The 22244-nt window shown below is 59.7% G+C and carries 21 protein-coding genes and 1 pseudogene; 16 read left to right on the forward strand and 6 right to left on the reverse strand.

The genetic code is table 11. The features are described from left to right. Positions 1–80 precede the first annotated feature (80 nt). The gene (locus tag ACA061_RS14305) at positions 81–479 is read left to right on the forward strand and encodes a hypothetical protein (RefSeq protein WP_210552810.1); all 399 of its coding nucleotides are present in this window, start codon (positions 81–83) and stop codon (positions 477–479) included. On the opposite strand, the gene ACA061_RS14310 is transcribed toward ACA061_RS14305, so the two are convergent. After that, the gene (locus ACA061_RS14310) at positions 476–745 is read right to left on the reverse strand and encodes a DUF1652 domain-containing protein (protein ID WP_497299450.1); all 270 of its coding nucleotides are present in this window, start codon (positions 743–745) and stop codon (positions 476–478) included. The genes ACA061_RS14305 and ACA061_RS14310 overlap by 4 nt on opposite strands. 371 nt (positions 746–1116) lie before the next feature. Between ACA061_RS14310 and eco the strand changes: the two genes are divergently transcribed. Both eco and ACA061_RS14320 read left to right on the forward strand, forming a co-directional pair. Beyond that, entirely contained in the window at positions 1117–1602 is a 486-nt protein-coding gene (gene eco, locus ACA061_RS14315; RefSeq protein WP_150603825.1) for a serine protease inhibitor ecotin, read from the forward strand. Positions 1603–1623: 21 nt separating this feature from the next. Beyond that, a complete protein-coding gene (locus ACA061_RS14320) occupies positions 1624–1929 on the forward strand; it encodes an NIPSNAP family protein (protein ID WP_150603824.1) in 306 nt (101 codons plus the stop codon). A gap of 30 nt (positions 1930–1959) precedes the next feature. Here the strand turns inward: ACA061_RS14320 and ilvA are convergent. Next, positions 1960–2943: pseudogene (ilvA, locus tag ACA061_RS14325) on the reverse strand (threonine ammonia-lyase, biosynthetic); the annotation flags it as partial. A 360-nt stretch (positions 2944–3303) separates the two neighbouring features. On the opposite strand from ilvA, the gene ACA061_RS14330 reads away from it, so the two are divergent. The 5 genes from ACA061_RS14330 (at position 3304) to pncA (ending at position 5998) form a co-directional block, all read left to right on the forward strand. Beyond that, positions 3304–3639 (forward strand): DUF2834 domain-containing protein, encoded by a 336-nt coding sequence (locus ACA061_RS14330; RefSeq protein WP_210699940.1) that lies wholly within the window; start codon positions 3304–3306, stop codon positions 3637–3639. A gap of 181 nt (positions 3640–3820) precedes the next feature. Continuing rightward, positions 3821–4036, forward strand: a complete 216-nt coding sequence (locus ACA061_RS14335) for a hypothetical protein (RefSeq protein WP_224796293.1) — start codon at positions 3821–3823, stop codon at positions 4034–4036. Between the two features lie 12 nt (positions 4037–4048). Beyond that, positions 4049–4564, forward strand: coding sequence for an RNA polymerase sigma factor (locus ACA061_RS14340; RefSeq protein ID WP_210553189.1), 516 nt, complete (start codon positions 4049–4051; stop codon positions 4562–4564). Beyond that, entirely contained in the window at positions 4564–5322 is a 759-nt protein-coding gene (locus ACA061_RS14345) for an anti-sigma factor family protein (RefSeq protein ID WP_497299452.1), read from the forward strand. The genes ACA061_RS14340 and ACA061_RS14345 overlap by 1 nt, the downstream gene beginning before the upstream one ends. A 49-nt stretch (positions 5323–5371) precedes the next feature. Continuing rightward, positions 5372–5998, forward strand: coding sequence for a bifunctional nicotinamidase/pyrazinamidase (gene pncA, locus ACA061_RS14350; protein WP_497299453.1), 627 nt, complete (start codon positions 5372–5374; stop codon positions 5996–5998). A 121-nt stretch (positions 5999–6119) separates the two neighbouring features. Here pncA and ACA061_RS14355 read toward each other — a convergent pair whose 3' ends face one another. Together ACA061_RS14355 and ACA061_RS14360 are read right to left on the reverse strand one after the other, a co-directional pair. Next, on the reverse strand, positions 6120–7421 hold the full coding sequence (locus ACA061_RS14355; protein WP_497299454.1) for an ATP-binding protein: 1302 nt from the start codon (positions 7419–7421) through the stop codon (positions 6120–6122). Positions 7422–7425: 4 nt separating this feature from the next. Then, complete coding sequence (locus ACA061_RS14360; protein WP_042559319.1) at positions 7426–8127, reverse strand: response regulator; 702 nt, start codon at positions 8125–8127, stop codon at positions 7426–7428. Positions 8128–8418: 291 nt separating this feature from the next. On the opposite strand from ACA061_RS14360, the gene ACA061_RS14365 reads away from it, so the two are divergent. The 8 genes from ACA061_RS14365 (at position 8419) to ACA061_RS14400 (ending at position 18995) form a co-directional block, all read left to right on the forward strand. After that, complete coding sequence (locus ACA061_RS14365; protein WP_150603818.1) at positions 8419–9576, forward strand: efflux RND transporter periplasmic adaptor subunit; 1158 nt, start codon at positions 8419–8421, stop codon at positions 9574–9576. Positions 9577–9591: 15 nt separating this feature from the next. After that, a complete protein-coding gene (locus ACA061_RS14370) occupies positions 9592–12693 on the forward strand; it encodes a multidrug efflux RND transporter permease subunit (RefSeq protein ID WP_497299455.1) in 3102 nt (1033 codons plus the stop codon). Positions 12694–12835: 142 nt separating this feature from the next. Further along, entirely contained in the window at positions 12836–13477 is a 642-nt protein-coding gene (locus ACA061_RS14375) for a DUF1345 domain-containing protein (RefSeq protein ID WP_210552818.1), read from the forward strand. 163 nt (positions 13478–13640) lie between these two features. After that, on the forward strand, positions 13641–14666 hold the full coding sequence (locus tag ACA061_RS14380; RefSeq protein ID WP_497299456.1) for a LacI family DNA-binding transcriptional regulator: 1026 nt from the start codon (positions 13641–13643) through the stop codon (positions 14664–14666). 161 nt (positions 14667–14827) lie between these two features. Then, a complete protein-coding gene (locus tag ACA061_RS14385; RefSeq protein WP_150603810.1) occupies positions 14828–15610 on the forward strand; it encodes a sugar phosphate isomerase/epimerase family protein in 783 nt (260 codons plus the stop codon). Continuing rightward, complete coding sequence (locus ACA061_RS14390) at positions 15603–16646, forward strand: sugar kinase (protein WP_497299457.1); 1044 nt, start codon at positions 15603–15605, stop codon at positions 16644–16646. Before ACA061_RS14385 ends, ACA061_RS14390 begins: the two co-directional genes overlap by 8 nt. 59 nt (positions 16647–16705) lie before the next feature. Then, the gene (locus ACA061_RS14395) at positions 16706–18004 is read left to right on the forward strand and encodes an MFS transporter (protein WP_042559329.1); all 1299 of its coding nucleotides are present in this window, start codon (positions 16706–16708) and stop codon (positions 18002–18004) included. A gap of 13 nt (positions 18005–18017) precedes the next feature. Beyond that, the gene (locus ACA061_RS14400; protein ID WP_497299458.1) at positions 18018–18995 is read left to right on the forward strand and encodes a 2-hydroxyacid dehydrogenase; all 978 of its coding nucleotides are present in this window, start codon (positions 18018–18020) and stop codon (positions 18993–18995) included. A 142-nt stretch (positions 18996–19137) separates the two neighbouring features. On the opposite strand, the gene ACA061_RS14405 is transcribed toward ACA061_RS14400, so the two are convergent. Together ACA061_RS14405 and ACA061_RS14410 are read right to left on the reverse strand one after the other, a co-directional pair. After that, positions 19138–20325, reverse strand: coding sequence for a pyridoxal phosphate-dependent aminotransferase (locus ACA061_RS14405; protein WP_497299459.1), 1188 nt, complete (start codon positions 20323–20325; stop codon positions 19138–19140). Positions 20326–20366: 41 nt separating this feature from the next. Next, a complete protein-coding gene (locus ACA061_RS14410) occupies positions 20367–21992 on the reverse strand; it encodes a methyl-accepting chemotaxis protein (protein WP_210552822.1) in 1626 nt (541 codons plus the stop codon). Positions 21993–22244 lie beyond the last annotated feature (252 nt).

The following is a 22244-nucleotide window of genomic DNA, read 5'->3' on the forward strand; positions in this document are numbered from 1 at the left end:
CTGATTTATGGCGTTGCGGTAGGTTTGGCGGGCTCGCGGGGTTATGCTCGGGGCCCGCCTCACTGCCGCAAGGATTAGCCATGCAGTTGCCGTTTCGCACGTTGTCGAGCTTCACGTCTTTGTTGTGTTTTCTACTGGCCATCGTCTGGGGATTTTTGCCGGATGTGTTGTTGGCGATCTGGAGCATCGAGTATTCCGAGGTCGCGGGTTTTGTTGCGCGGCGCAGTGCGGTGCTGTTCGCGGCGTTGGGGGTGATGTTTTATCTGGTGCGCAAGGTACCGCCGTCGCTTGGGCGTAATGCGCTGAGCAACGGGTTTATCGTTGGGTGTTTTGGTTTGGCAGTGCTGGGTTTTGCTGAATGGCTGAACGGCCATGCCGGCCCCGGGATTCTGCTCGCGGTGCTGGTCGAGTTCGCGCTGGGCCTTGGATTTTTGCAGGCCCGGCGCGTGACGGTCGAACTGGGTGAAACGGTGCGTTAAACGGCTCTGGATCGTGGGCTGTAATGATGCGGCGACGTTTTTCGCGCAAGATCCGAACGCAGCCCGGCGATCAGTTCATTGATCTCACGACAGCCGTTGAGGTGGCTGGCATCGATGTCACTAACCAGCAGTTCGACCTGGTCGGTCTTGTGATCGCCGAAAACCTTGACGGTCATCGACAGGTCCGACGACAGCGTGCATTGGCAACGTTTAGGCAGAAAGCTGCTTTCAATGATGTTGCGTAGTTCCAAGGCAGAAAGAAACATGGTGAACCTCTCCTTATTGATGAGACTGCCAATCAACTCTTCACGTTGACCGTTTTTGCTGCCCCTGCACGGGTGTGTCCCCGCTTATTCCTTGGGTTTAGCAAACGGTGGTACGGCGAAATGCCTCTTGGAGTGTAGGCGCCCGAATCCGGTGCGCTGCACCAGACAGACGCATAAAGCATGCCTCTCATCGGATCGTTTTGACCCTCGTGAAATCAAGCACTTGCCGACAGGGCCAGCATTAAGCCAGTTGCAAATTGCATGAATCGCCCATGGAGGCACTGCAAATTGCATGTCGGCGGCGGTTTGCATTCAGCGCCGGTGACGGTAAGAATGGCGCTCAACCACACTACACCTGCAAGGAGGCTTTTATGGGTTCTTTCCCAGCTTACGCGACCGTCGGCCTGATGATCGCCAGCCTGTCCACCCTCGCCCACGCGGCCAAACTGGAAGACGTCGCGCCGTATCCCAAGGCGGAGACAGGTTTCACCCGTCAGGTCATTCATTTGCCCAAGCAGGACAAGGAAGAGAATTTCCAGGTCGAGATTCTCGCGGGCAAAACCCTTGAAGTGGACTGCAATCTTCAACGCCTCGGCGGGATGCTGGACGAGAAAAACCTCGAAGGCTGGGGTTACCCGTTCTACCGACTGGAAACAGTCATCGGCCCGATGAGCACGATGATGGCCTGCCCACCCGGCTCGCAGAAGAAACGCGCGTTCGTGCCTGTCGTCGGCGACGGCTTCATGCTGCGCTACAACAGCAAGCTGCCAGTGGTGGTCTACGCGCCGTCGGACGTCGAAGTGCGCTATCGCATCTGGTCCGCCTCGGACAAAGTCGGCACTGCCCTTCAGGAATGACCTGAGCAAGGAGCGTCATCGGTGATTACCTGCCACGTCAGATACGTGATCGACCCTTACCAATTGACCGAGTTCGAGGCCTACGCCAAGGCCTGGCTCGGCATTGTCGAGCGACTGGGCGGCACCCATCACGGCTATTTTTTGCCGTCCGAGGGTGCGAGCAATATCGCCTACTGCCTGTTCAGTTTTCCGTCGCTGGCGGATTACGAAAGCTACCGCCATATCGCGATGACCGACCCGCAGAGCACCGCGCTGGTGGAATCACTGGTCGAGAAGAAATTCATCATCAGCTACGAGCGCAGCTTCCTGCGCCCATTGCTGCCCTGATCGCCATCACGCCGGGGCGCCGCATGCAGCGGCGCGCTCGGCGACGTGGCGCAGGCTGTCGAAGTTGATGTTGGCGCCTGAGTCGATTGCCACGAAGGTCTGCTCGCGCACACCACTTCTCGCCACGTATTGCTTGATCCCCGCCACCGCCAACGCGCCGGAAGGTTCGGTGATCGAGCGGGTATCGTCGTAGATATTCTTGATCGCCGCGCAGAGTTCGTCGTTGCTGACGGTGATGACTTCATCTACGCAAAAGCGACACACTTCAAACCCGTACTCGCCGATCTGCGCCACGGCCACGCCGTCGGCGAAGGTGCCGACGCGGGGTAAAACCACCCGTTGCCCGGCGTTCAGCGCAGCTTGCAGGCACGCCGAGTGCTCTGACTCGACACCAATGATGCGCACTTCCGGGCGAAGGTATTTGACGTAAGCCGCGATGCCGGCGATCAAACCGCCACCGCCTACCGGGATGAAGATTGCGTCCAGTGCACCTTGATGCTGACGAAGGATTTCCATCGCAACGGTGCCTTGTCCGGCGATAACGTCCGGGTCATCGAAGGGTGAAACGAAGGTGCGCCCTGACTGCTCGGACATTTGCAGTGCGTGGGCCAGGGCGAACGGGAAGCTCTCGCCGTGCAGCAGCGCTTCGGCACCGCGACTTCGTACGCCCAGCACTTTGAGTTCGGGCGTAGTCGATGGCATGACGATGGTCGCCGCGATGCCCAGTTCACGCGCTGCCAGTGCCACGCCTTGCGCGTGATTGCCGGCCGACGCGGTGATCACGCCACGCGCCTTCTGCTCGTCGCTCAGTTGCATCAATTTGTTGTAGGCACCGCGGATCTTGAAGGAGAACGTGGGTTGCAGGTCTTCGCGCTTGAGCAGGATGCGGTTGCCGAGCGCTTCGGACAATGCCGGCGCAGCCTGCAATGGCGTGCGTACGGCAATGTCATACACCGGCGCTGCAAGGATCTTTTTTACGTAGTGCTCAAGCAGGGCTCGCTGGTCGTTCATCATCGTCTCCTGACTCACGGTCCTTGTAGGAGCTGCGGCACGCTGCGATCTCTTGATCTTGCAGTTGATTGCAAAAACCAAAGTCAAAAGATCGCAGCCTTCGGCAGCTCCTACAGGGGTCGGTGTTTTTCGTTAAAACCCGGGAGACAGAAAGTGAAAACCCGCCTCTAGGGCGGGTTGGGTGCTGCAGTCGTGAGCTAGCCCGCCAAATGAGGAATGGCGGTAATAATGCTTGGCTGGCAACGCAATACATTGGAAGTCATGGCGTGAAAATTAGCCCGAGCACTGCTGGCAAGTCAATGGCCAATTTCCGGCACAAAAGATAGGCTGGCGGTTCTGCTCATCACTTCAAGGAATGAACCCATGATGTCTATCGCCCTGCCCCTCACGGCTTTGCTCGCCTTTACCGGCTATACAGTTTCGGTGATGCTCCAGGCCGAGCAGTCGTTGATCGATTTCGGCATCAGCCTCATGTCGCGGCCGGATACCGCGCAAGTGGTGATTGATCTGTATCTGCTGGCGACGCTGGCCGGGGTCTGGATGGTCAAGGATGCCCGCTCACGTGGGCAGACGGTTTGGTCGGTGGTGCCTTATTTATTGCTGACGGCGGTTTTTGTGTCGATCGGGCCGTTGTTGTATCTGGTGGTTCGTGGGGTAAGGGATCGGAAGAAAATGATCGATACGCGTCAACTGAGTTGATCCGGATTATTTGTTGGTGCTCGATCAGCCTTCGCGAGCAGGCTCGCTCCCACCGTGGATTTTGCCAGACGCCATATTCCTTGAATTTACCTGCGCCCTGAACAGTCACTGTCTATGTAATGAATAAAATTTCGCTCTGTGCTTTTCAAACACAGACATGTCCCTTCGTGGAGCCTTGCCCATGACTATCCGATCCGTTATGTTCGCCGCCCCGTGGCTACTGGCCGCCGCCCTGTCCAGCCCAATGGTCATGGCCAGTGGCGATGAAAAGAACCCCGTGCAGAAACCCGAGTGTCCAAAAGGCCAGGTCTGGGACAGCAAGACTCAGAAATGCGTGCTGCTCACCAGCGGTGCCCACGCACTGACATCGATTCATCAAGCATCTGAAAACCCATAAACGGAGTCCATCATCAGCGATCAGGCATTCAGAGCAGAACTGGCACAGCACCTCGCACGACTGTGGCGCTACGGTCTGCTGCTGTCGCGCAATCGGCATGTGGCCGAGGACCTCGTGCAGACAACGTGTGTGCGTGCGCTGGAGCGTTCTGCGCAATACGTCGCGGGTACGCGCATGGATCTCTGGCTGCTGAGCATTCTGCATTCGATCTGGCTCAATGAAGTACGCGCCCGCCGCGTACGTCAGGATGGTGGGCAGGCGGATGGGCAACTGACGCTCGACGGCGAATATGCGGCGCAAACACACGTCATGGCGGCGCAGGTGATCCGCCGCGTCGATGCATTGCCTGAAACCCAGCGCGAGACGGTGTATCTGACCTATGTCGAGAGCCTTTCGTATCGCGAAGTCGCCGAGATCCTGCAAGTACCGATCGCTACCGTAATGAGTCGTCTGGCCACCGCCCGCCTGAAGCTCGCCGAATACCCGCCACTGCAAGCGGTCCCGAAAACCACCGAAGGCGATCGCTGATGAACACACCTTCGGATGAGCAACTGGTGGCGTATCTGGACGGCGAAATCGCCGAGGATTATCGCCGCCAACTCGACGCTGCCATCGCCGACGATCCGCTGCTCAACCTGCGCGTGCAGTGGCTGAACCGCAGCAGTCTGCCGTACAGGAACGCCTACGATGAACTGGCGCAACAGGCACCACTCGATCGCCTGCAAGCACGACTGGATGCCATACCTTCGCCAGAAAACCCGGGACTGAGTCGGCGCTGGTTTATCGGCGCTGCCGCCGCAACACTGGTGGCCGGCGGCGTACTCGCCGACCGCTTGTTTCTCGGCTGGCAGGCGCAGCAAACGCATGAGTGGCGAGGCTTGGTCGGCGACTATATGGCGCTGTACGGGCCGCAGACGCTCGACCACCTTCCTGCCGACGAAGCCACACAACGCGCGCAGTTGCGCACGGTCGATGCGCGAATGGGCCTGAGTCTTTCGCCCACCGTATTGAAACTGCCGGGCGCCGAATTCAAACGCGCACAGATGCTTGAATATGACGGTGTGCCGATTGCGCAGATCGTTTATCTGGATGCCAGGCACGGGCCATTGGCGCTGTGCGTCACCCGCTCGAACAGCGGCAGCCGGCCGCTGGAACATGAACGTCGGCACGCAATGAATGTGGTGTATTGGACCGAGCGCGAGCATGCCTGGATGCTGATCGGCCACGACGCCCCGACGGCACTGGAAGACAAGGCAAAATTGTTGAAAAGCCGCATAAGTGCATGACCCAGACTGCTCTATGCTGAGCGAGTGATTTTCCGAGGATGATTCACCGATGCCCATTTCTTCTCGTACTGCTTTACTGGTGATCGATGTTCAGAACGACTTCATTCCCGGCGGCCAATTGCCGGTGCCTGAAGGCGATAAAATTGTGCCGCTGATCAACCGCCTAGCCCGCCAGTTCAAACAGGTCGTTATTGCCCAGGACTGGCATCCAACCGGTCATGCTTCGTTCGCGTCCAGTCACCCCGGCCACCAACCTTACGATGTCATCCAGCTGCCTTACGGCGAGCAAACCCTGTGGCCAGAGCATTGTGTGCAAGCCACACCCGGCGCCGAGTTTCACCCGGAACTCGACCTGCCCCACGCCCAATTGATCATTCGCAAGGGCTGCAATCCTGACATAGACAGTTATTCGGCGTTTCTGGAGGCAGACCGTCGCACGACCACAGGGCTGTCCGGTTATCTGAAAGAGCGCGGTATAGACACGGTTTACATGGTCGGCCTGGCGCTGGATTTCTGCGTTATGTACTCGGCGCTGGACGCTCGGGCCGCGGGGTTCAATGCGTTTGTCGTGCTGGATGCTTGCCGGGCGATCGACATGAATGGATCGCTGGCGGCCGCGATCGACCGGATGCAGGGCGCTGGCGTTGGACTCATTCAATCGACCGAGCTGACCTGAACAACGCTCCCCCCTGCAGGAGCTGCGGCACGCTGCGATCTTTTGATCTTGATCCTTAAAAAACGAGATCAAAAGATCGCAGCCTCGTTTTACTCGACAGCTCCTACAGAAGACTTGAGTTTCAGGCGGCGGTCGGCAACCACAAACGGAATCGCGCCCCACCCAAAGGCGAAGACTCGACTGTCAAAGTCCCGCCTTGAGCTTCGAGGGCCCTGCGGCTGATCGCCAATCCCAGCCCAAACCCGCCCGTGGCACGATCGCGGCTGCGATCCAGTCGATAAAATGGCTCGAAAATCCGTTCGCGCTCATCGTCGGGAATCCCAATGCCGTCGTCATCCACCCAGATCTCGCAACCCTCAGCGTTGACCTGCACGCCGATCTGTATGCGTTTCTCGCAGTAGCGCATGGCGTTGCGCACCAGGTTCTGAATCGCTCGGGCGGTCAACCGCGGGTCGAGCGAAAAACGTTCGAGCTGACCGTGCAGCAGCACGTCGATGACGATTTCTGGCGACTCCAACTCTTCATCGACGCTGCCCAGGATGCTATCGATGAACTCATCGAGCGAGACTTCGACCTGTTCCGGTGAATGCGCCGGATTTTGCAAACGACTGTAAGACAGCAATTCCAGCACCAACTCATCCAGCTCACGAATGTGCGCAACCAATCCCTGCAAACGTTCGCGGCTTGCGGGCGGCAAGTCGTCGGACAGCGCCAGCGCGAGGCCGAAGTCCAGGCGCGTCAACGGCGTACGCAATTCGTGGGACACCGCATTGAGCAGATCGCGTTGCTGATTGAGCAGGTTCTCGATGTCACCGGCCATGGTGTCGAACACCACCGCCAGGCTGCCGATGTTGGAGCTTGAAGCGATTTTCGTACGTTCGCTCAAATGGCCTTTACCGAAGCGTTCGGCGGTGCCTTTGAGGCGTTCCAGATCACGCCAGTGCGGGCGCAACCACATCAACAGGCAGGCGAGCAGTGTCGCGCCGATCAATACGTTGATGCTCCAGTACAACAGATCGACGTCCATCGGATCCGGCGGCACGATCATTTGCACTGCCATGCTGTCGTCCAGCGGCGCTACCGCGAGGGTACGCCAGCCCCAGTCACCAATGCGCACCACGTTCTCGCCGCGCCGCAGCCGTTCACGCTCAATGTCGGTAAATTCAGCGTCATCGATACGCGCCAGCACGATGTGCAACGGCTGGAAGTCCTCGTCCATCGACGCCGCCAGCGCTGGCCATTGATCTTGCGGAACCGCTCGGAACTGCTTGGCGATCAGCGATTGCAGACCACGGGAATAATCCAGGTTGTAGGTGACGAAGCGATCCCGGAAGGCCATGACCACCAGGTCTGGCACCAGATAGATGGCGGCGCTGTACGACACAATCGTGACCAGATACAGGCGAAACAGGATGCGAAACATCAGCTCAGCATTCCCATTCGGAACGGCTGAACAGATAACCCTTGCCCCACACGGTCTTGATCTTGCGCGCCTCACCGGCGTGGTCATCGAACTTGCGCCGCAACTTGGAAATCGCCACATCCACCGAGCGGTCGGTGCCGTTGAACTCTATGCCGCGCAGGCGTTGCAGAATCTGATCGCGGCTGAGCACTTCGCCAGCGTGTCGAGCTAGTACCACCAGCAAGTTGTATTCACCGCTGGACAGTTCGACCGGCTGATCGCGCCATGTGACGGTGCGTTCGGACAAGTCGATACACAGATTGCCCATGATGATGCGGTCGTTGGCCGTCAACGGCTCCCCGAGACTGCTGCGCCGTAACAGCGTCCGCACCCGCGCCAGCAGTACACGCGGCTCGCAGGGTTTGGTGACGTAGTCGTCGGCGCCCATTTCCAGGCCCAGCACCTGGTCGTGGCTGTCATCACGGGCGGTGAGCATCAGGATCGGCAGCGTCGCCGAATCGGCGCGCAGCAAACGGCAGACTTGCAGCCCGTCCAGACCCGGCAGCATCAGGTCAAGGATAACCAGATCCGGCGGATTGACCCGTGCCCGTTCACGCACATGGTCGCCCCGACCAATGACGCTGACGGAATAACCGTTGCGTTCCAGGTAGCTGGAAATCAGTTCGGCGAGGGCGGTGTCGTCTTCGACCAGGAGGATGTTGGGCATGGGTGATCCAGAAAGTGCTGTGGCGACGGGTCGGGCCTCATCGCGAGCAGGCTCACTCCCACATTGGAACTGTGTCAGCCACAAATTCTGTGACCAACACAAACACTGTAGGAGTGAGCCTGCTCGCGATAGCTATTTAACTGTCGCAATAAATTTCAATGGCTTAAGGATATACGCCCTCAACCGTCCCTGAGTAAAACCCTTACACAATTTCACACAGCGCCTACAAAGCTTCACCGCTACTCTCGGCAACTGCCCGTAGGATGCGGGCATCAATATTGGGGGTGGTAAATGTCGAACAAACTGCTGGCCGGGCTCGGCCTGATCGCCGTGGCGCTGACGCTGAGCGCCTGTGACTCTTCTTCGAAGGCCGAAGAGCAGGCACCGCCAGCAACCGTGCGCATCGAAACCATTGAAGCGCGCCCACTGTCGATCAGCAGCGAACTCAGCGGCCGGATCGCTGCTCCGCGGATTGCCGAAGTCCGCGCCCGTGTGCCCGGCGTTGTGCTGCAACGTAACTTTCGCGAAGGCAGCGACGTGAAGAAAGGCGACGTGCTGTTCCGCATCGACCCGGCGCCGTTCAAGGCTGACCTGGACAGCGCCGAAGCAGCGTTGCGCAAAGCCGAGGCCAATGCGTTTCAGGCGAAGCTGCAGGAGCAACGCTACGCCCAGTTGATCGACGACAAAGCCATCAGCGCTCAGGATTATGACAACGCCCGCGCCAATACCCGGCAAACGGCCGCTGATGTCGCCGGCAACAAGGCTGCGGTGGAACGGGCCAGATTGAACCTGGGTTACGCCACCGTCACCGCGCCAATTTCCGGCCGTATCGGCCGCGCGCTGGTCACCGAAGGCGCGCTGGTCGGGCAGAACGAAACCACGCCACTGGCGCTGATTCAGCAACTCAATCCGATCTACGCCGACCTCACCCAGTCGACCCGCGAGCTCAACGAACTGCGCCGGGCATTCCGCTCCGGACAATTGCAGGAAGTCGGTCAGGATCAAGTCAAAGCGACCCTGATTCAGGATGACGGCAGCCTGTATCCGTTGCCGGGCAAACTACTGTTCAGCGACATCACCGTCGACCCGGGCACCGGCCAGATCATTCTGCGCAGCGAGTTCCCCAATCCCGACCTCGACCTGCTGCCCGGAAGCTTCATTCGCGTGCGCCTGCAACAGGCAACTATCCAGAACGGCATCACCGTGCCACAACGCGCCGTGCAGCGTGACAGCGCCGGTATTGCGCAAGTATTGACCGTCGATGAGCAAATGCGTGTAGCCGAACAAACGGTGCAACTGGGCGCCGTGCAAAACAATCGCTGGATCGTCACCGGTGGCCTCAAGCCCGGCGACCGCATCGTTATTGAAGGCCTGCAACACGCCCGCCCCGGTGACAAGGTGCAGATTGACGACACCCCTCTTCCACTTGCCCAGACCTCTGGTCAGTAAGCAGGACGCTTTTATATGCCGCAGTTCTTTATCGATCGCCCCGTATTTGCCTGGGTGGTCGCCTTGTTCATCCTGTTGGCCGGTGCGCTGGCCATCCCGCAATTGCCGGTGGCGCAATACCCCGACGTCGCGCCGCCACAGATCGAAATCTACGCCGTGTACCCTGGCGCATCGGCGCAAACCGTCGATGAGAGCGTGGTCAGCCTGATCGAGGAAGAGCTTAACGGCGCGGATCACCTGCTTTATTTCGAATCGCAGAGCAGTCTGGGCAGCGCCACGATCAAAGCGACTTTCCAGCCGGGCACCAACCCGGAACTGGCACAGGTCGACGTGCAAAACCGTCTGAAAGTGGTCGAGTCGCGCTTGCCGCAAGCCGTGAACCAGCAGGGTTTGCAGGTGGAGAAAGTCTCCTCGGGTTTCCTCTTGCTGATCAGCCTGACGTCCAGTGACGGCAAGCTCGATGACGTTGCGCTCAGTGACTATCTGGCGCGCAACGTGATGAACGAAATCAAGCGTCTGGACGGCGTCGGCAAGGCTCAGCTGTACGGAGCCGAGCGGGCCATGCGTATCTGGATCGACCCGCAGAAACTCATCGGTTTCAACCTGACCCCGGCTGACGTCAACGCCGCCATTGTCGCGCAGAACGCCCAGGTGTCAGCGGGCAGCATCGGTGACTTGCCCGGCCCGTCGACTCAGGAAATCACTGCAACAATTTTGGTCAAAGGCCAGTTGTCGACGCCGCAGGAGTTCGCCGACATCGTGCTCAAGGCCAACCCGGACGGTTCCACCGTGCGTATTGGTGATGTGGCGCGGGTCGAGATCGGCAGTCAGGACTATCAGTTCGGCACACGCCTCAACGGCAAGCCGTCCACCGCTGTCGGCGTGCAATTGTCGCCGGGCGCCAACGCGCTGAGCACCGCGACGCTGGTGCGGGCGAAGATGGATGAGCTGGCGCGCTACTTCCCGGCCGGCGTGGAATACAAGATCCCGTATGACACTTCACCCTTCGTTAAAGTCTCGATCACCAAAGTGATCTACACCCTCGGCGAGGCGATGCTGCTGGTGTTTGCGGTGATGTTCCTGTTTCTGCAAAACGTGCGCTACACGCTAATCCCGACACTGGTGGTGCCGGTGGCGCTGATGGGCACGTTTGCAACCATGTTGGCGCTGGGTTTCTCGATCAACGTGCTGACCATGTTCGGCATGGTGCTGGCCATCGGCATTCTGGTGGACGACGCGATTGTCGTGGTGGAAAACGTCGAACGGATCATGGCCACCGAGGGCCTGTCGCCCAAGGAGGCCACGCGCAAGGCGATGACGCAGATTACCGGCGCCATCATTGGCATCACCCTGGTGCTGGTGGCGGTATTCATCCCGATGGCGTTCATGCAGGGTTCGGTCGGGGTGATCTATCAGCAGTTTTCGCTGTCGATGGCGACGTCTATTCTGTTCTCCGCATTCCTCGCCCTGACGCTGACGCCAGCGCTGTGCGCGACACTGCTCAAGCCAATCGCCAAGGGCGAGCACCACGAGAAGTCGGGATTCTTCGGTTGGTTCAACCGCCGCTTCGAGCAACTGACCGAGCGCTATCAAGGCTGGGTCGGTTATGCGCTGAAACGCACCGGGCGATATCTGCTGATCTATGGCGTGTTGTTGGTGGGCCTGGGGATTTGCTTCATGCGTCTGCCCTCCTCGTTCCTGCCGGTCGAGGATCAGGGTTACACCATCACCGATATCCAACTGCCGCCCGGCGCGACCAAGAACCGCACGGTGCAAGTGGCCGAACAGCTTGAGGCACATAACGCCGGTGAGCCCGGTATCAGTGACAGCGTGGTGATTCTCGGTTTCAGCTTCTCCGGTAGTGGGCAGAACGCGGCATTGGCGTTCTCTACCCTGAAGGACTGGTCGCAACGCGACAGCGAAGATTCGGCCAGCTCGATTGCCGACCGCGCCAACGTCGCCCTGAGCCAGATCAAGGACGCGATGGCGTTCTCGGTTTTGCCGCCGCCCGTGGATGGCCTCGGTACTTCCAGCGGTTTCGAGTTCCGTTTGCAGGATCGCGGTGGCCTCGGTCATGCAACGTTAATGCAAGCGCGCACGGAACTTCTGGCAGCCGCCGAGAAAAGTCCGGTGCTGATGAATGTGCGTGAAAGCGCACTGGCCGAAGCGCCGCAAGTGCAACTCGAAGTGGATCGCAAGCAAGCCAATGCCTTGGGGGTGTCGTTCGCCGACATCGGCAACGTGCTGTCCACTGCCGTGGGCTCGGCCTATATCAATGATTTCCCCAATCAGGGACGTATGCAGCGCGTGGTGGTGCAGGCTGAAGGCGATCAACGCAGTCAGGTCGATGATTTGCTGAAAATGCACGTGCGCAACAGTGCCGGAAAAATGGTACCGCTGTCGGCATTCGTCCAGGCCAACTGGATTCAAGGGCCGGCGCAACTGACCCGATACAACGGTTATCCGGCGATTGCGATCTCCGGCGAACCGTCACCCGGCCACAGCACCGGCGAAGCCATGGCCGAGATTGAACGCCTTGTCGCGCAGGGACCGAAGGGTCTGGGACAAGAATGGACCGGCCTGTCCTTGCAGGAGCGTTTGTCCGGCAGTCAGGCGCCGATTCTGCTCGGCCTGTCGCTGCTGATCGTGTTCCTGTGTCTGGCGGCGCTGTATGAGAGCTGGTCGATTCCGACCTCGGTGTTGCTGGTGGTGCCGTTGGGTGTACTCGGTGCGGTGCTGGCAGTGACGCTGCGCGGGATGCCCAACGACGTGTTCTTCAAGGTCGGGTTGATCACCATCATCGGCCTGTCCGCGAAGAACGCGATCCTGATCATCGAGTTCGCCAAGAGCCTGCATGACGAAGGTCACGACCTGATCGACGCCACGTTGCAAGCCGCCCGCCTGCGCCTGCGTCCGATCGTGATGACGTCGCTGGCATTTATCCTCGGCGTGGTGCCCTTGGCGATTGCCACCGGCGCCAGTTCGGCGAGCCAGCAAGCGATCGGTACAGGGGTGATCGGCGGGATGATCACCGCGACGTTGGCGGTGATCTTCGTTCCGGTGTTCTTCGTCGTGGTCATGAAGCTGGTAAAAAGATTCAGCAAACCCCACCTGTAAAAATGTAGGAGCTGCCGAAGGCTGTGATCTTTTGATCCTGGGTTTAAAAAACAAAGTCAAAAGATCGCAGCCTTCGGCAGCTCCTACAAAAGCCACATGGCGTGCGCTATGGTGCAGGAATCGACCACCAAAGTGAGTCCCCATGCGCTTCCTCGCCCGTACCCACCCTCGCCTTTCCGCAGCCGCCCTGCTCGGCCTCGCCGTGGGTCTGCTTTCGCCCGTCGACTCCATCGTCAGCAAAATCCTTTACGGCTGGAACGCTGGCGTGTGGACCTACCTGATACTGATGTTCTGGCTGACCGCGCGCTCCAAAGCCCCGGACGTCAAACGCATCGCCGAAGTCGAAGATGAAAATGCCGGCCTGGTGTTGTTCGTGGTGTGCATCGCCGCGTTGGCGAGTCTCGCCACCATTACCTTCGAATTGGCCGGCAGCAAGGATCTGGACACCACTCACAAACTGATGCACTACGGCTTCACCGCCCTGACGGTGATTGGTTCGTGGCTACTGATCGGGGTGATTTTCTGTGTGCACTATGCACGCCTGTTTTACACCTGGGACGGCAAGGAACCCGCACTTCGTTTCGCCGAAGGGCTGACCACGCCCAATTACTGGGATTTCTTGTACTTCTCTTTCACCATCGGCGTGGCTGTGCAAACTGCCGACGTCGGCGTGGCGACACGAGACATTCGTAAAATCGTCCTCGCACAGTCGTTGATCGGTTTCGTGTTCAACACGGCGATTCTCGGATTCTCCATCAATATCGCGGCAGGCTTATTCGGCTGACGGGTGCAAGGGCGGCCTGATTTCCAGCGCCGCCCGTCAGGACCTGACAAATATCAGACGATCCTTCACTTGACGGACGATTGGGTTCTGGTGTTTCCTGAAACCGGTTTCAGCGCTACACCAGCGACTGAACCTGATAAATCCAATAATAAGGTTTCAGACCGTGAACGACTTCTCCGCCGCCCAGCGCAGCCGCGTCACCATGCTTGATGTCGCCGAGCGCGCGGGCGTATCCAAGGCCAGCGTCTCGCGTTTCATCGGCGACGACCGCGCCCTGCTTTCCGATGCAATCGCCCTGCGCATCGAGCAGGCTATCGATGAACTCGGCTATCGCCCAAACCAGATGGCGCGAGGCCTCAAGCGCGGGCGCACTCGCCTGATCGGCATGCTGGTGGCCGATATCCGCAACCCATATTCAATTGCCGTGATGCACGGGGTGGAAACCGCCTGCCGTGCGCACGGCTACAGCCTGGTGGTATGCAACACCGACCGCGATGACGAGCAGGAACGCCAGCATCTGGCGCTATTGCGCTCGTACAACATCGAAGGGCTGATCGTGAACACCCTCGGCCATCACCGTGACGAGTTGCACGAGCTGCGCCGCGAGATGCCGCTGGTGCTGGTCGATCGCAAGGTCGATGGGCTCGACAGCGACATGATCGGGCTGAACAACCCGCAGGCAGTGGAAATGGCCCTGGCCCACCTGGAACAACGTGGTTATCGCGACGTGTTGTTGGTAACCGAGCCCTATGACGGCACCAGTTCGCGGATCGAACGAGTCAGCAGTTTTCAGGCGCAGATACAGCAGCGCTCGGGATTGATCGGGGCAGTGGTGGAAACCGGCGACGATCTTGCGACGCATCTTCAAACCTTTTTACACAAACCCGATGTCGGCCCGAAAGCGCTGTTTTGCGCCAATGGCGTGGCAGCGTTGGCCGCCACTCATGCGTTGCGCAAGATCGGTTCGCGGCTGTTCGAGGATATCGGGCTGATTGCCCTGGATGATCTGGATTGGTATCCGCTGGTGGGCAGCGGGATTACTGCGCTTGCCCAGCCAACGCAAGAGATTGGCGCGCGGGCGTTCGAGTGTTTGCTCAAGCGTTTGCGAGGGGATGATGAGGCGGCGCGGGTGGTGGATTTTGCGCCGGTGCTGGTTGAGCGTGGGTCGAGCCTGAGGGTTTTGCAGTGATTGATCGGGCTCCATCGCTGGCAAGCCAGCTCCCACAATGTCCGTGTCGCTCACTAAACCTGTGGGAGCTGGCTTGCCAGCGATGAGGCCCTCGAAAGCAATACAGCACTGACTGATATTTTTTTGAACAAAAATGAAACCGGTTTCAGAGGTAAACAACAATGAATAAACCTGCCGTTTCCATCAGCCTGTCCAGCTACGGTGCCGAACTTGTGCGCCAACGCGGGCAGGACTTTTTTATCGACGTGCTGGCCGCTGCCGGGGCTGATCGTATCGAGTGGCGCGAAGAGTTGCTGACTCGCGAGAACCCCGCACAGTTGAGCGCAGCCACCCAGGCACTGGGCCTGCAAAGCATCTATTCCTCGCCCACCGAACTGTGGCTGGCCGGTCAGTCACGTCCAAATCCCGAGTTGATCACCGCCCTGCAACACGCCGAGGCGTTCGGTTCGAAATGGCTGAAAGTCTCCCTCGGCTACTTCACCGACAATTGCGATCTGACGGTTTTGCAGCAACTGCTCGGCAACAGCCCTGTGCACCTGCTGGTGGAAAACGATCAGACCCTGCACGGCGGGCGGATCGAGCCGTTCCAACGCTTCTTCACGGCTGTTGAACAGCACAACTTGCCGATCAAAATGACCTTCGATATCGGCAACTGGCAGTGGCAGGACCAATCCGCTGCCAACGCCGCACGCCTGCTCGGTCGGCACGTCGGCTATGTGCATTGCAAAGCCGTGGCCCGGCGCGCCGACGGCAAATTGGTAGCAGTGCCGCCCGCCGTCAGCGACTTGCATCTGTGGGAACAACTGCTGCGACACATGGACCAAGGCGTTATGCGCGCCGCCGAATATCCGTTGCAGGGCGATGACCTGGTGGAGTTGACCACCGAACACGTCGCCACCCTCGCCCGCCTCGGCCAATCCCGTCTGGAGCCCGCTCATGTCTGAGATCGATATTCTGTCGTTCGGCGAGACCATGGCGATGCTGGTGGCCGAGCAAAGCGGTGATCTGGCCGCCGTCGAACACTTTCATAAACGCATTGCCGGCGCCGACAGCAACGTGGCGATCGGCCTGTCGCGACTGGGTTTCAACGTCGCGTGGCTGAGTCGGGTGGGCAATGATTCGCTCGGCCGTTTTGTCGTCGACACCTTGGCGCGCGAGGGTCTGGATTGCAGCCAGGTTGAAGTCTGCAAAACGCATCCAACCGGCTTCCAGTTCAAGTCCCGTTGCGACGATGGCAGCGACCCGCAGGTCGAGTATTTCCGTCGTGGCTCGGCGGCCAGTCATCTGTCGCCGCAATCGATCACGCCCGAACTGCTGAACGCTCGGCATCTGCATGCCACCGGCATTCCTCCGGCGCTGTCCGGTACGGCGCGGGAAATGTCATCCGAACTGATGACCCGCATGCGCAATGCCGGAAGCAGTGTGTCGTTCGACCCTAACCTGCGCCCGAGCCTGTGGGCCAGCGAGCGCGAGATGATCCGCGAGATCAACCGCCTCGCCGCCCTCGCCCACTGGGTGCTGCCGGGCTTGAGCGAAGGGCGTTTGCTCACGGGTTTCGAAGACCCGGCAGATATCGCTGCGTTTTATCTCGATCAAGGCGCCGAAGCGGTGGCGATCAAGCTTGGGCCGCAGGGTGCCTATTACCGCACGCAGCTGGATCAGGGCTTTGTTGCCGGGGTGCCGGTGACCCATGTCGTCGATACGGTTGGCGCGGGGGACGGGTTTGCGGTGGGCATGATCAGCGCCCTGCTGGAGCACCAGAGTTTTGCCGAGGCCGTGCGGCGCGCGAACTGGATTGGCAGTCGCGCGGTCCAGAGTCGCGGGGATATGGAGGGGTTGCCGACCCGGGCTGAACTCACTGTTGAATTCATGGACCCCATCGCTGGCAAGCCAGCTCCCACAGGGTCCTGTGGTGTTCACACAACCTTTGAAACACCACAAACCATTGTGGGAGCTGGCTTGCCAGCGATGAGGACCTGACAGTCAACCGATTAACTAAACCTGCTGCGACAAAAACAACAAGCTCAGGAGCAACACCCATGAAAACTGCAACCCTCGCCGCCCGCCGCTGGTGGTACATCATGCCCATCGTGTTCATCACTTACAGCCTGGCGTATCTCGATCGCGCCAACTACGGTTTCGCGGCCGCGTCCGGCATGGCCGAAGACTTGATGATCACGCCAGGTCTGTCCTCATTGCTCGGTGCCCTGTTTTTCCTCGGCTACTTTTTCTTCCAGGTACCCGGCGCGATCTACGCGCAAAAACACAGTGTGAAGAAGCTGATTTTCGTCAGCCTGATCCTTTGGGGCGGGCTCGCGACGTTGACCGGTGTGGTCAGCAATGCCTATTGGCTGATCGTCATCCGCTTCATGCTCGGCGTGGTTGAAGCGGCGGTGATGCCGGCGATGCTGGTTTACCTGTGCCACTGGTTCACCCGCGCCGAACGCTCACGGGCCAACACCTTTCTGATCCTCGGCAACCCGGTGACCATGCTGTGGATGTCGGTGGTGTCGGGTTATCTGGTGCAGCATTTCAGCTGGCGCTGGATGTTCATCATTGAAGGTCTGCCGGCGGTGCTCTGGGCGTTTATCTGGTGGAAACTCGCCGATGATCGTCCGGCCCAGGCCAAGTGGCTCAGCGACCAGGAAAAACACGATCTGGAAAGCGCCTTGGCCGCCGAACAGGTCGGCATCAAAGCGGTGAAGAACTACGCCGAGGCGTTCCGTTCACCGAAGGTGATCATTCTGGCCTTGCAGTTTTTCTGCTGGAGCATCGGCGTCTACGGCTTTGTATTGTGGTTGCCGTCGATCCTTAAGGCTGGCGCGCAAATGGACATGATCGAGGCCGGCTGGCTGTCGTCGCTGCCGTATCTGGCGGCCGTGATCGGCATGCTGGTGGTGTCGTGGGGCTCGGACAAACTGCAAAAACGCAAACGCTTCGTCTGGCCGCCGCTGTTGATTGCTTCCATTGCGTTTTACGGTTCGTACGCGCTCGGTGCGGAACATTTCTGGTGGTCGTACACGCTGCTGGTGATCGCTGGCGCCTGCATGTACGCGCCTTACGGGCCGTTCTTCGCGATCGTGCCGGAGATTCTTCCGGCCAACGTTGCCGGTGGCGCGATGGCGCTGATCAACAGCATGGGTGCGCTCGGTTCGTTCGGCGGCTCGTACCTGGTGGGTTACCTGAACAGCTCGACCGGCTCGCCCGGTTCTTCGTATCTGCTGATGAGCGGCGCGCTGCTGCTGTCGGTGGTGCTGACGATTTTCCTCAAGCCCGGCGCCAGTGATCGCGTCGTGGCCAAAGCCGTCGCCACGCCTGCCGTGCCGGCTCACTCCTGAAGAGATCCTTGCCATGAAAAAACAGATCGTTCTGTACAAGAAACTATCGCCCGCGCTGATGGCGCGCCTGCAAGATCAGTTTGATGTGACGCTGATCGAAAGCCTCGATGCCGACGGCCTCATGCAACTGCGTGATGCCCTGCCCCGCGCCCACGGCTTGCTCGGCGCCAGCCTGAAACTCGACGCTGCATTGCTCGATCTGGCGCCACATCTGGAGGCCATTGCCAGTGTGTCGGTGGGCGTCGACAACTACGACATCGATTACCTGACCCGCCGCAAGATTCTGCTGACCAACACTCCGGACGTGCTGACCGAAACCACCGCCGACACCGGTTTCGCATTGATCCTTGCCGCCGCGCGGCGCGTGGTCGAACTGGCGAACATGGTGCGCAGCGGTCAGTGGCAGCGCAACCTCGGCCCGGCGCATTTCGGCACCGATGTGCATGGCAAGACGCTGGGCATCATCGGCATGGGCCGCATTGGCGAGGCGCTGGCCCAGCGTGGTCATTTCGGATTTGGCATGCCGGTGATTTATCACAGCCAGTCACGTAAACCGGCGGTCGAGGCGCGTTTCGATGCGCAGTATCGCAGCCTCGAAGATTTGCTCAAGCAGGCCGATTTCATCTGCCTGACATTGCCGTTGACGGCGCAGACCGAGGGGTTGATCGGCGCCGAGCAATTCGCGTTGATGCGCCCGGAAAGCATCTTCATCAACATCTCGCGCGGCAAGGTTGTGGACGAGGCGGCGATGATCGATGCACTGCGCCATCAACGGATTCGTGCGGCAGGTCTGGATGTGTTCGAGCGTGAGCCGTTGAATCAGGATTCGCCGTTGCTGCAACTGGATAACGTGGTGGCGACCCCGCATATGGGCTCGGCGACGCACGAGACACGCGAGGCGATGGCGCGGTGTGCGGTGGAGAATCTGTTGCTGGCGTTGGGTGGGGAGAAACCTTTGAATCTGGTGAACTCAGCGGCTTGGCAGGCTTAAGAACTTCAGTGCCTGAATGGGCCCCATCGCTGGCAAGCCAGCTCCCACAGGTTATGCAGTGTTCATCAAATTTGTGAACGACACTAACCACTGTGGGAGCTGGCTTGCCAGCGATGAGACCAGTGCATCCCATACAAAACTGTCAGGCACTACGCGCCTGTAACAGCTGCGCCGCACACAGTGAAATCCGCGCGCAGGCATCCGCCAGTTTCACTCGATCCACCACCAGCCCGATGCGAATATGCCCCGCCGCACTGGGCCCGAACGCCTCCCCGGCCAGCACCGAAACGCCATACCCTTCCAGCAATCGTTCGGCAAATGCCTGCGCGCCGAGTCCGGTCTGACGCACATCGACCATCACGAACATGCCGCCATCAGGACGCACCGGATGCAGCCCCGGGCAACCTTGCAAGCGCTCGCAAACCAGGTCGCGGCGCAGGCGATACTCATCACGCATCTGCGTCACTTGCGGCAGGTCCGTTTCCAGCGCGACTTCGGCGGCTTTCTGCACGAAATCCGGCAGGCCAAAGAGCATGCTCAACGACAGATTGACCAAGTGCCCCGCCAACGATTTCGGCCCGATCGACCAGCCGATACGCCAGCCGGTCATGGCATGGGATTTCGACAGACTGTTGATTGTCGCCGTGCGCTCGGCCATGCCCGGCAGGCTCGCCGGACTGATGTGCTGGCCTTCGTAGAGAAGTTCGCTATAGACCTCGTCGCTGATCAGCCACAAGTCATGACGCACGCACAGCGCGGCCAATTCCTGCCAGATCAGCAACGACAGGCTCGCGCCGGACGGGTTGTTCGGGCTGTTGAGCAACATGGCACGGGTTTTCGCCGTGATGCGCGCAGCGACATCGGCGGGGTCGACGCGAAAGCCGTTTTCCGGACGAACCGGGACCGGCACTACCGTCGCCCCGCACGCACCGAAAACGGCTTCATAGGTGACGTACATCGGTTCGGCAATGATCACCTCGTCACCCGGATCAAGCAGACATTGCGCCACCGAATACACGGCGCATTGCGCCCCGGGCATCACGATTACATGGTCGGCATCGACCACTTGGCCACTGCTGCGCCGATGACGTTCGGCAATCAGCTTGCGCAAGGCCAGGCGGCCACGGATTTCGGAATAATGGGTGTCGCCCGCCAGCAGACTGTCGATCGCGCCGTGGATGATCGGCAGCGGCGTATCGAAATCCGGATCCCCCACACTCAGCAATAAAATGTCGCCCCCCTGGGCGCGCAACTCCAACGCCCGGTCGTGAATCTGCCATGCCGCTGCGCCTTCGCCGGCGATTCGTTGGGTCAAGGCTGAATAGCGCATGCACGTCTCCTGATTGCGCAGTGTCCAGCCTTCACCCTATCTCAAATCACAAAACGCGCCACCATGGCGTTCAAATCCACTGCCAGGCGCGACAGTTCGTGGGTCGCTGCGCTGGTCTGGTTGGCGCCGGCGGCCGATTGAGTGGCCAAGTCGCGGATGTTGACCAGGTTGCGGTCGACTTCGCGCGACACCTGCGCCTGTTCTTCCGACGCGCTGGCGATGACCAGGTTGCGTTCGTTGATCTGGTGGATCGACTGGGTGATCTGCTCCAGCGCAACGCCGGCGGCGCGGGCCATTTCCAGGGTGGATTGGGTGCGCTGGTTGCTTTGTTGCATCGACGAAACCGCCTCGCCAGTGCCGTTCTGGATGCCGGCGACCATTTTTTCGATCTCTTGCGTCGACTGCGCGGTGCGATGAGCCAGCGCCCGCACTTCGTCCGCGACCACGGCAAAACCGCGTCCGGCTTCACCAGCACGCGCTGCTTCGATGGCGGCGTTGAGCGCCAGCAGGTTGGTCTGTTCGGCGATGGCGCGGATCACGTCGAGCACCTTGCCGATGTCGCGACCCTGTGCGGCGAGGCCTTCGATCATTTGCGAGGTGTTTTGCACGTCGTGGGTCATGGTCTGGATCGCGTCGACGGTTTTCACCACTTGATCGCGACCTTCGCGGGCGGCGTGAGTCGACTGGTTCGACGCTTCGGAGGTCGACACGGCGTTGCGCGCGACTTCCTCGACAGCAGCGGTCATCTCGTTGACGGCGGTGGCTGCTTGTTCGATTTCATTGTTCTGCTGTTGCAGGCCACGCGAGGCTTCTTCGGTCACGGCGCTGAGTTCTTCGGCAGCGGCACCCAGTTGCGTGGCGGATCCGGCGATCTGTTCGATGGTTTGGCGCAGGTTGGTTTGCATCGCTGCGAGGGCTTCGAGCAGGCGAGCCGGTTCGTCCTTGCCATCGACTTCGATGAGTTTGCTGAGGTTGCCGCCAGCAATGGTTCGCGCTGCTTCAACGGCGCGGTTCAGTGGGGTGACGATGCTGCGGGTCAGCAGCCAGGCCAGCAGCACGGTCGCCAGCGCAGCAACGACGGCGACAATGATGATGCCGGTGATGGCGCTGTCGTAATACTTGCCGGCCTGAATCGACGCGGCTTTTGCATCGGCAGCGTTCATTGCGATCAGCTTGTTGAGCTGCTCGCCCATCTGGTCGGTGCCGTCCTTGATGCGCGTGTTGATCAAGGTGCGCATTTCGTCGAGCTTGTCCTGACGCGACAGCTCCATCATCTGGTTCTGCGCTTGCAGGTAGTTGTCCAGCGTCGTGACGAATGTCTGGTAAAGCGCCCGTTCTTCCGGGCCTGCGGGCAGCGCGGCATAGCTGGCTTGAGCATTGCGCACTTTGTCCACCAACACATTGATGCGGGCCTGCGCCTCTTGCAAACCAGTGGGCTCGCGATTGACCAGTACGCGGAACGATAGAATCCGCAGACGCAGCACGTTTTCCGTCACCACGCTGAGTTGCGTCACGCTGGGCAGTTGCGTTAAGTCCATGTCGATTGACGCCTGGCGAATGATCGACATGCGGTTGACGGCGAACATGCCGAGCACGATCACCAGCAAGGCGATGAAGGCAAAACCGAGGAACGCACGGGGCGCGATATTCAGGTTACGCAAGGACATAGTTGGACTCTCGGAGGATAGAAACTACGAGCATCCATGCCGTGATCATCAGCCCGTGGGGCGGGCTTCAGTGCGGCGTCACTGTTTTTTGAGATTTGTTGCGCGCGCCTATTGGCTGTATCGGCCAGGCTTGAGGAAGGATGTGGGTAAAGATGAAATATTTTTCAGGGTGTTGCGGCAATGAAACACCTGACCGTAGATGTCGACAGCGCTTTATGTAGGAGCTGCCGAAGGCTGCGATCTTTTGATTTT

It is taken from the genome of Pseudomonas sp. LBUM1668 (assembly GCF_059695715.1).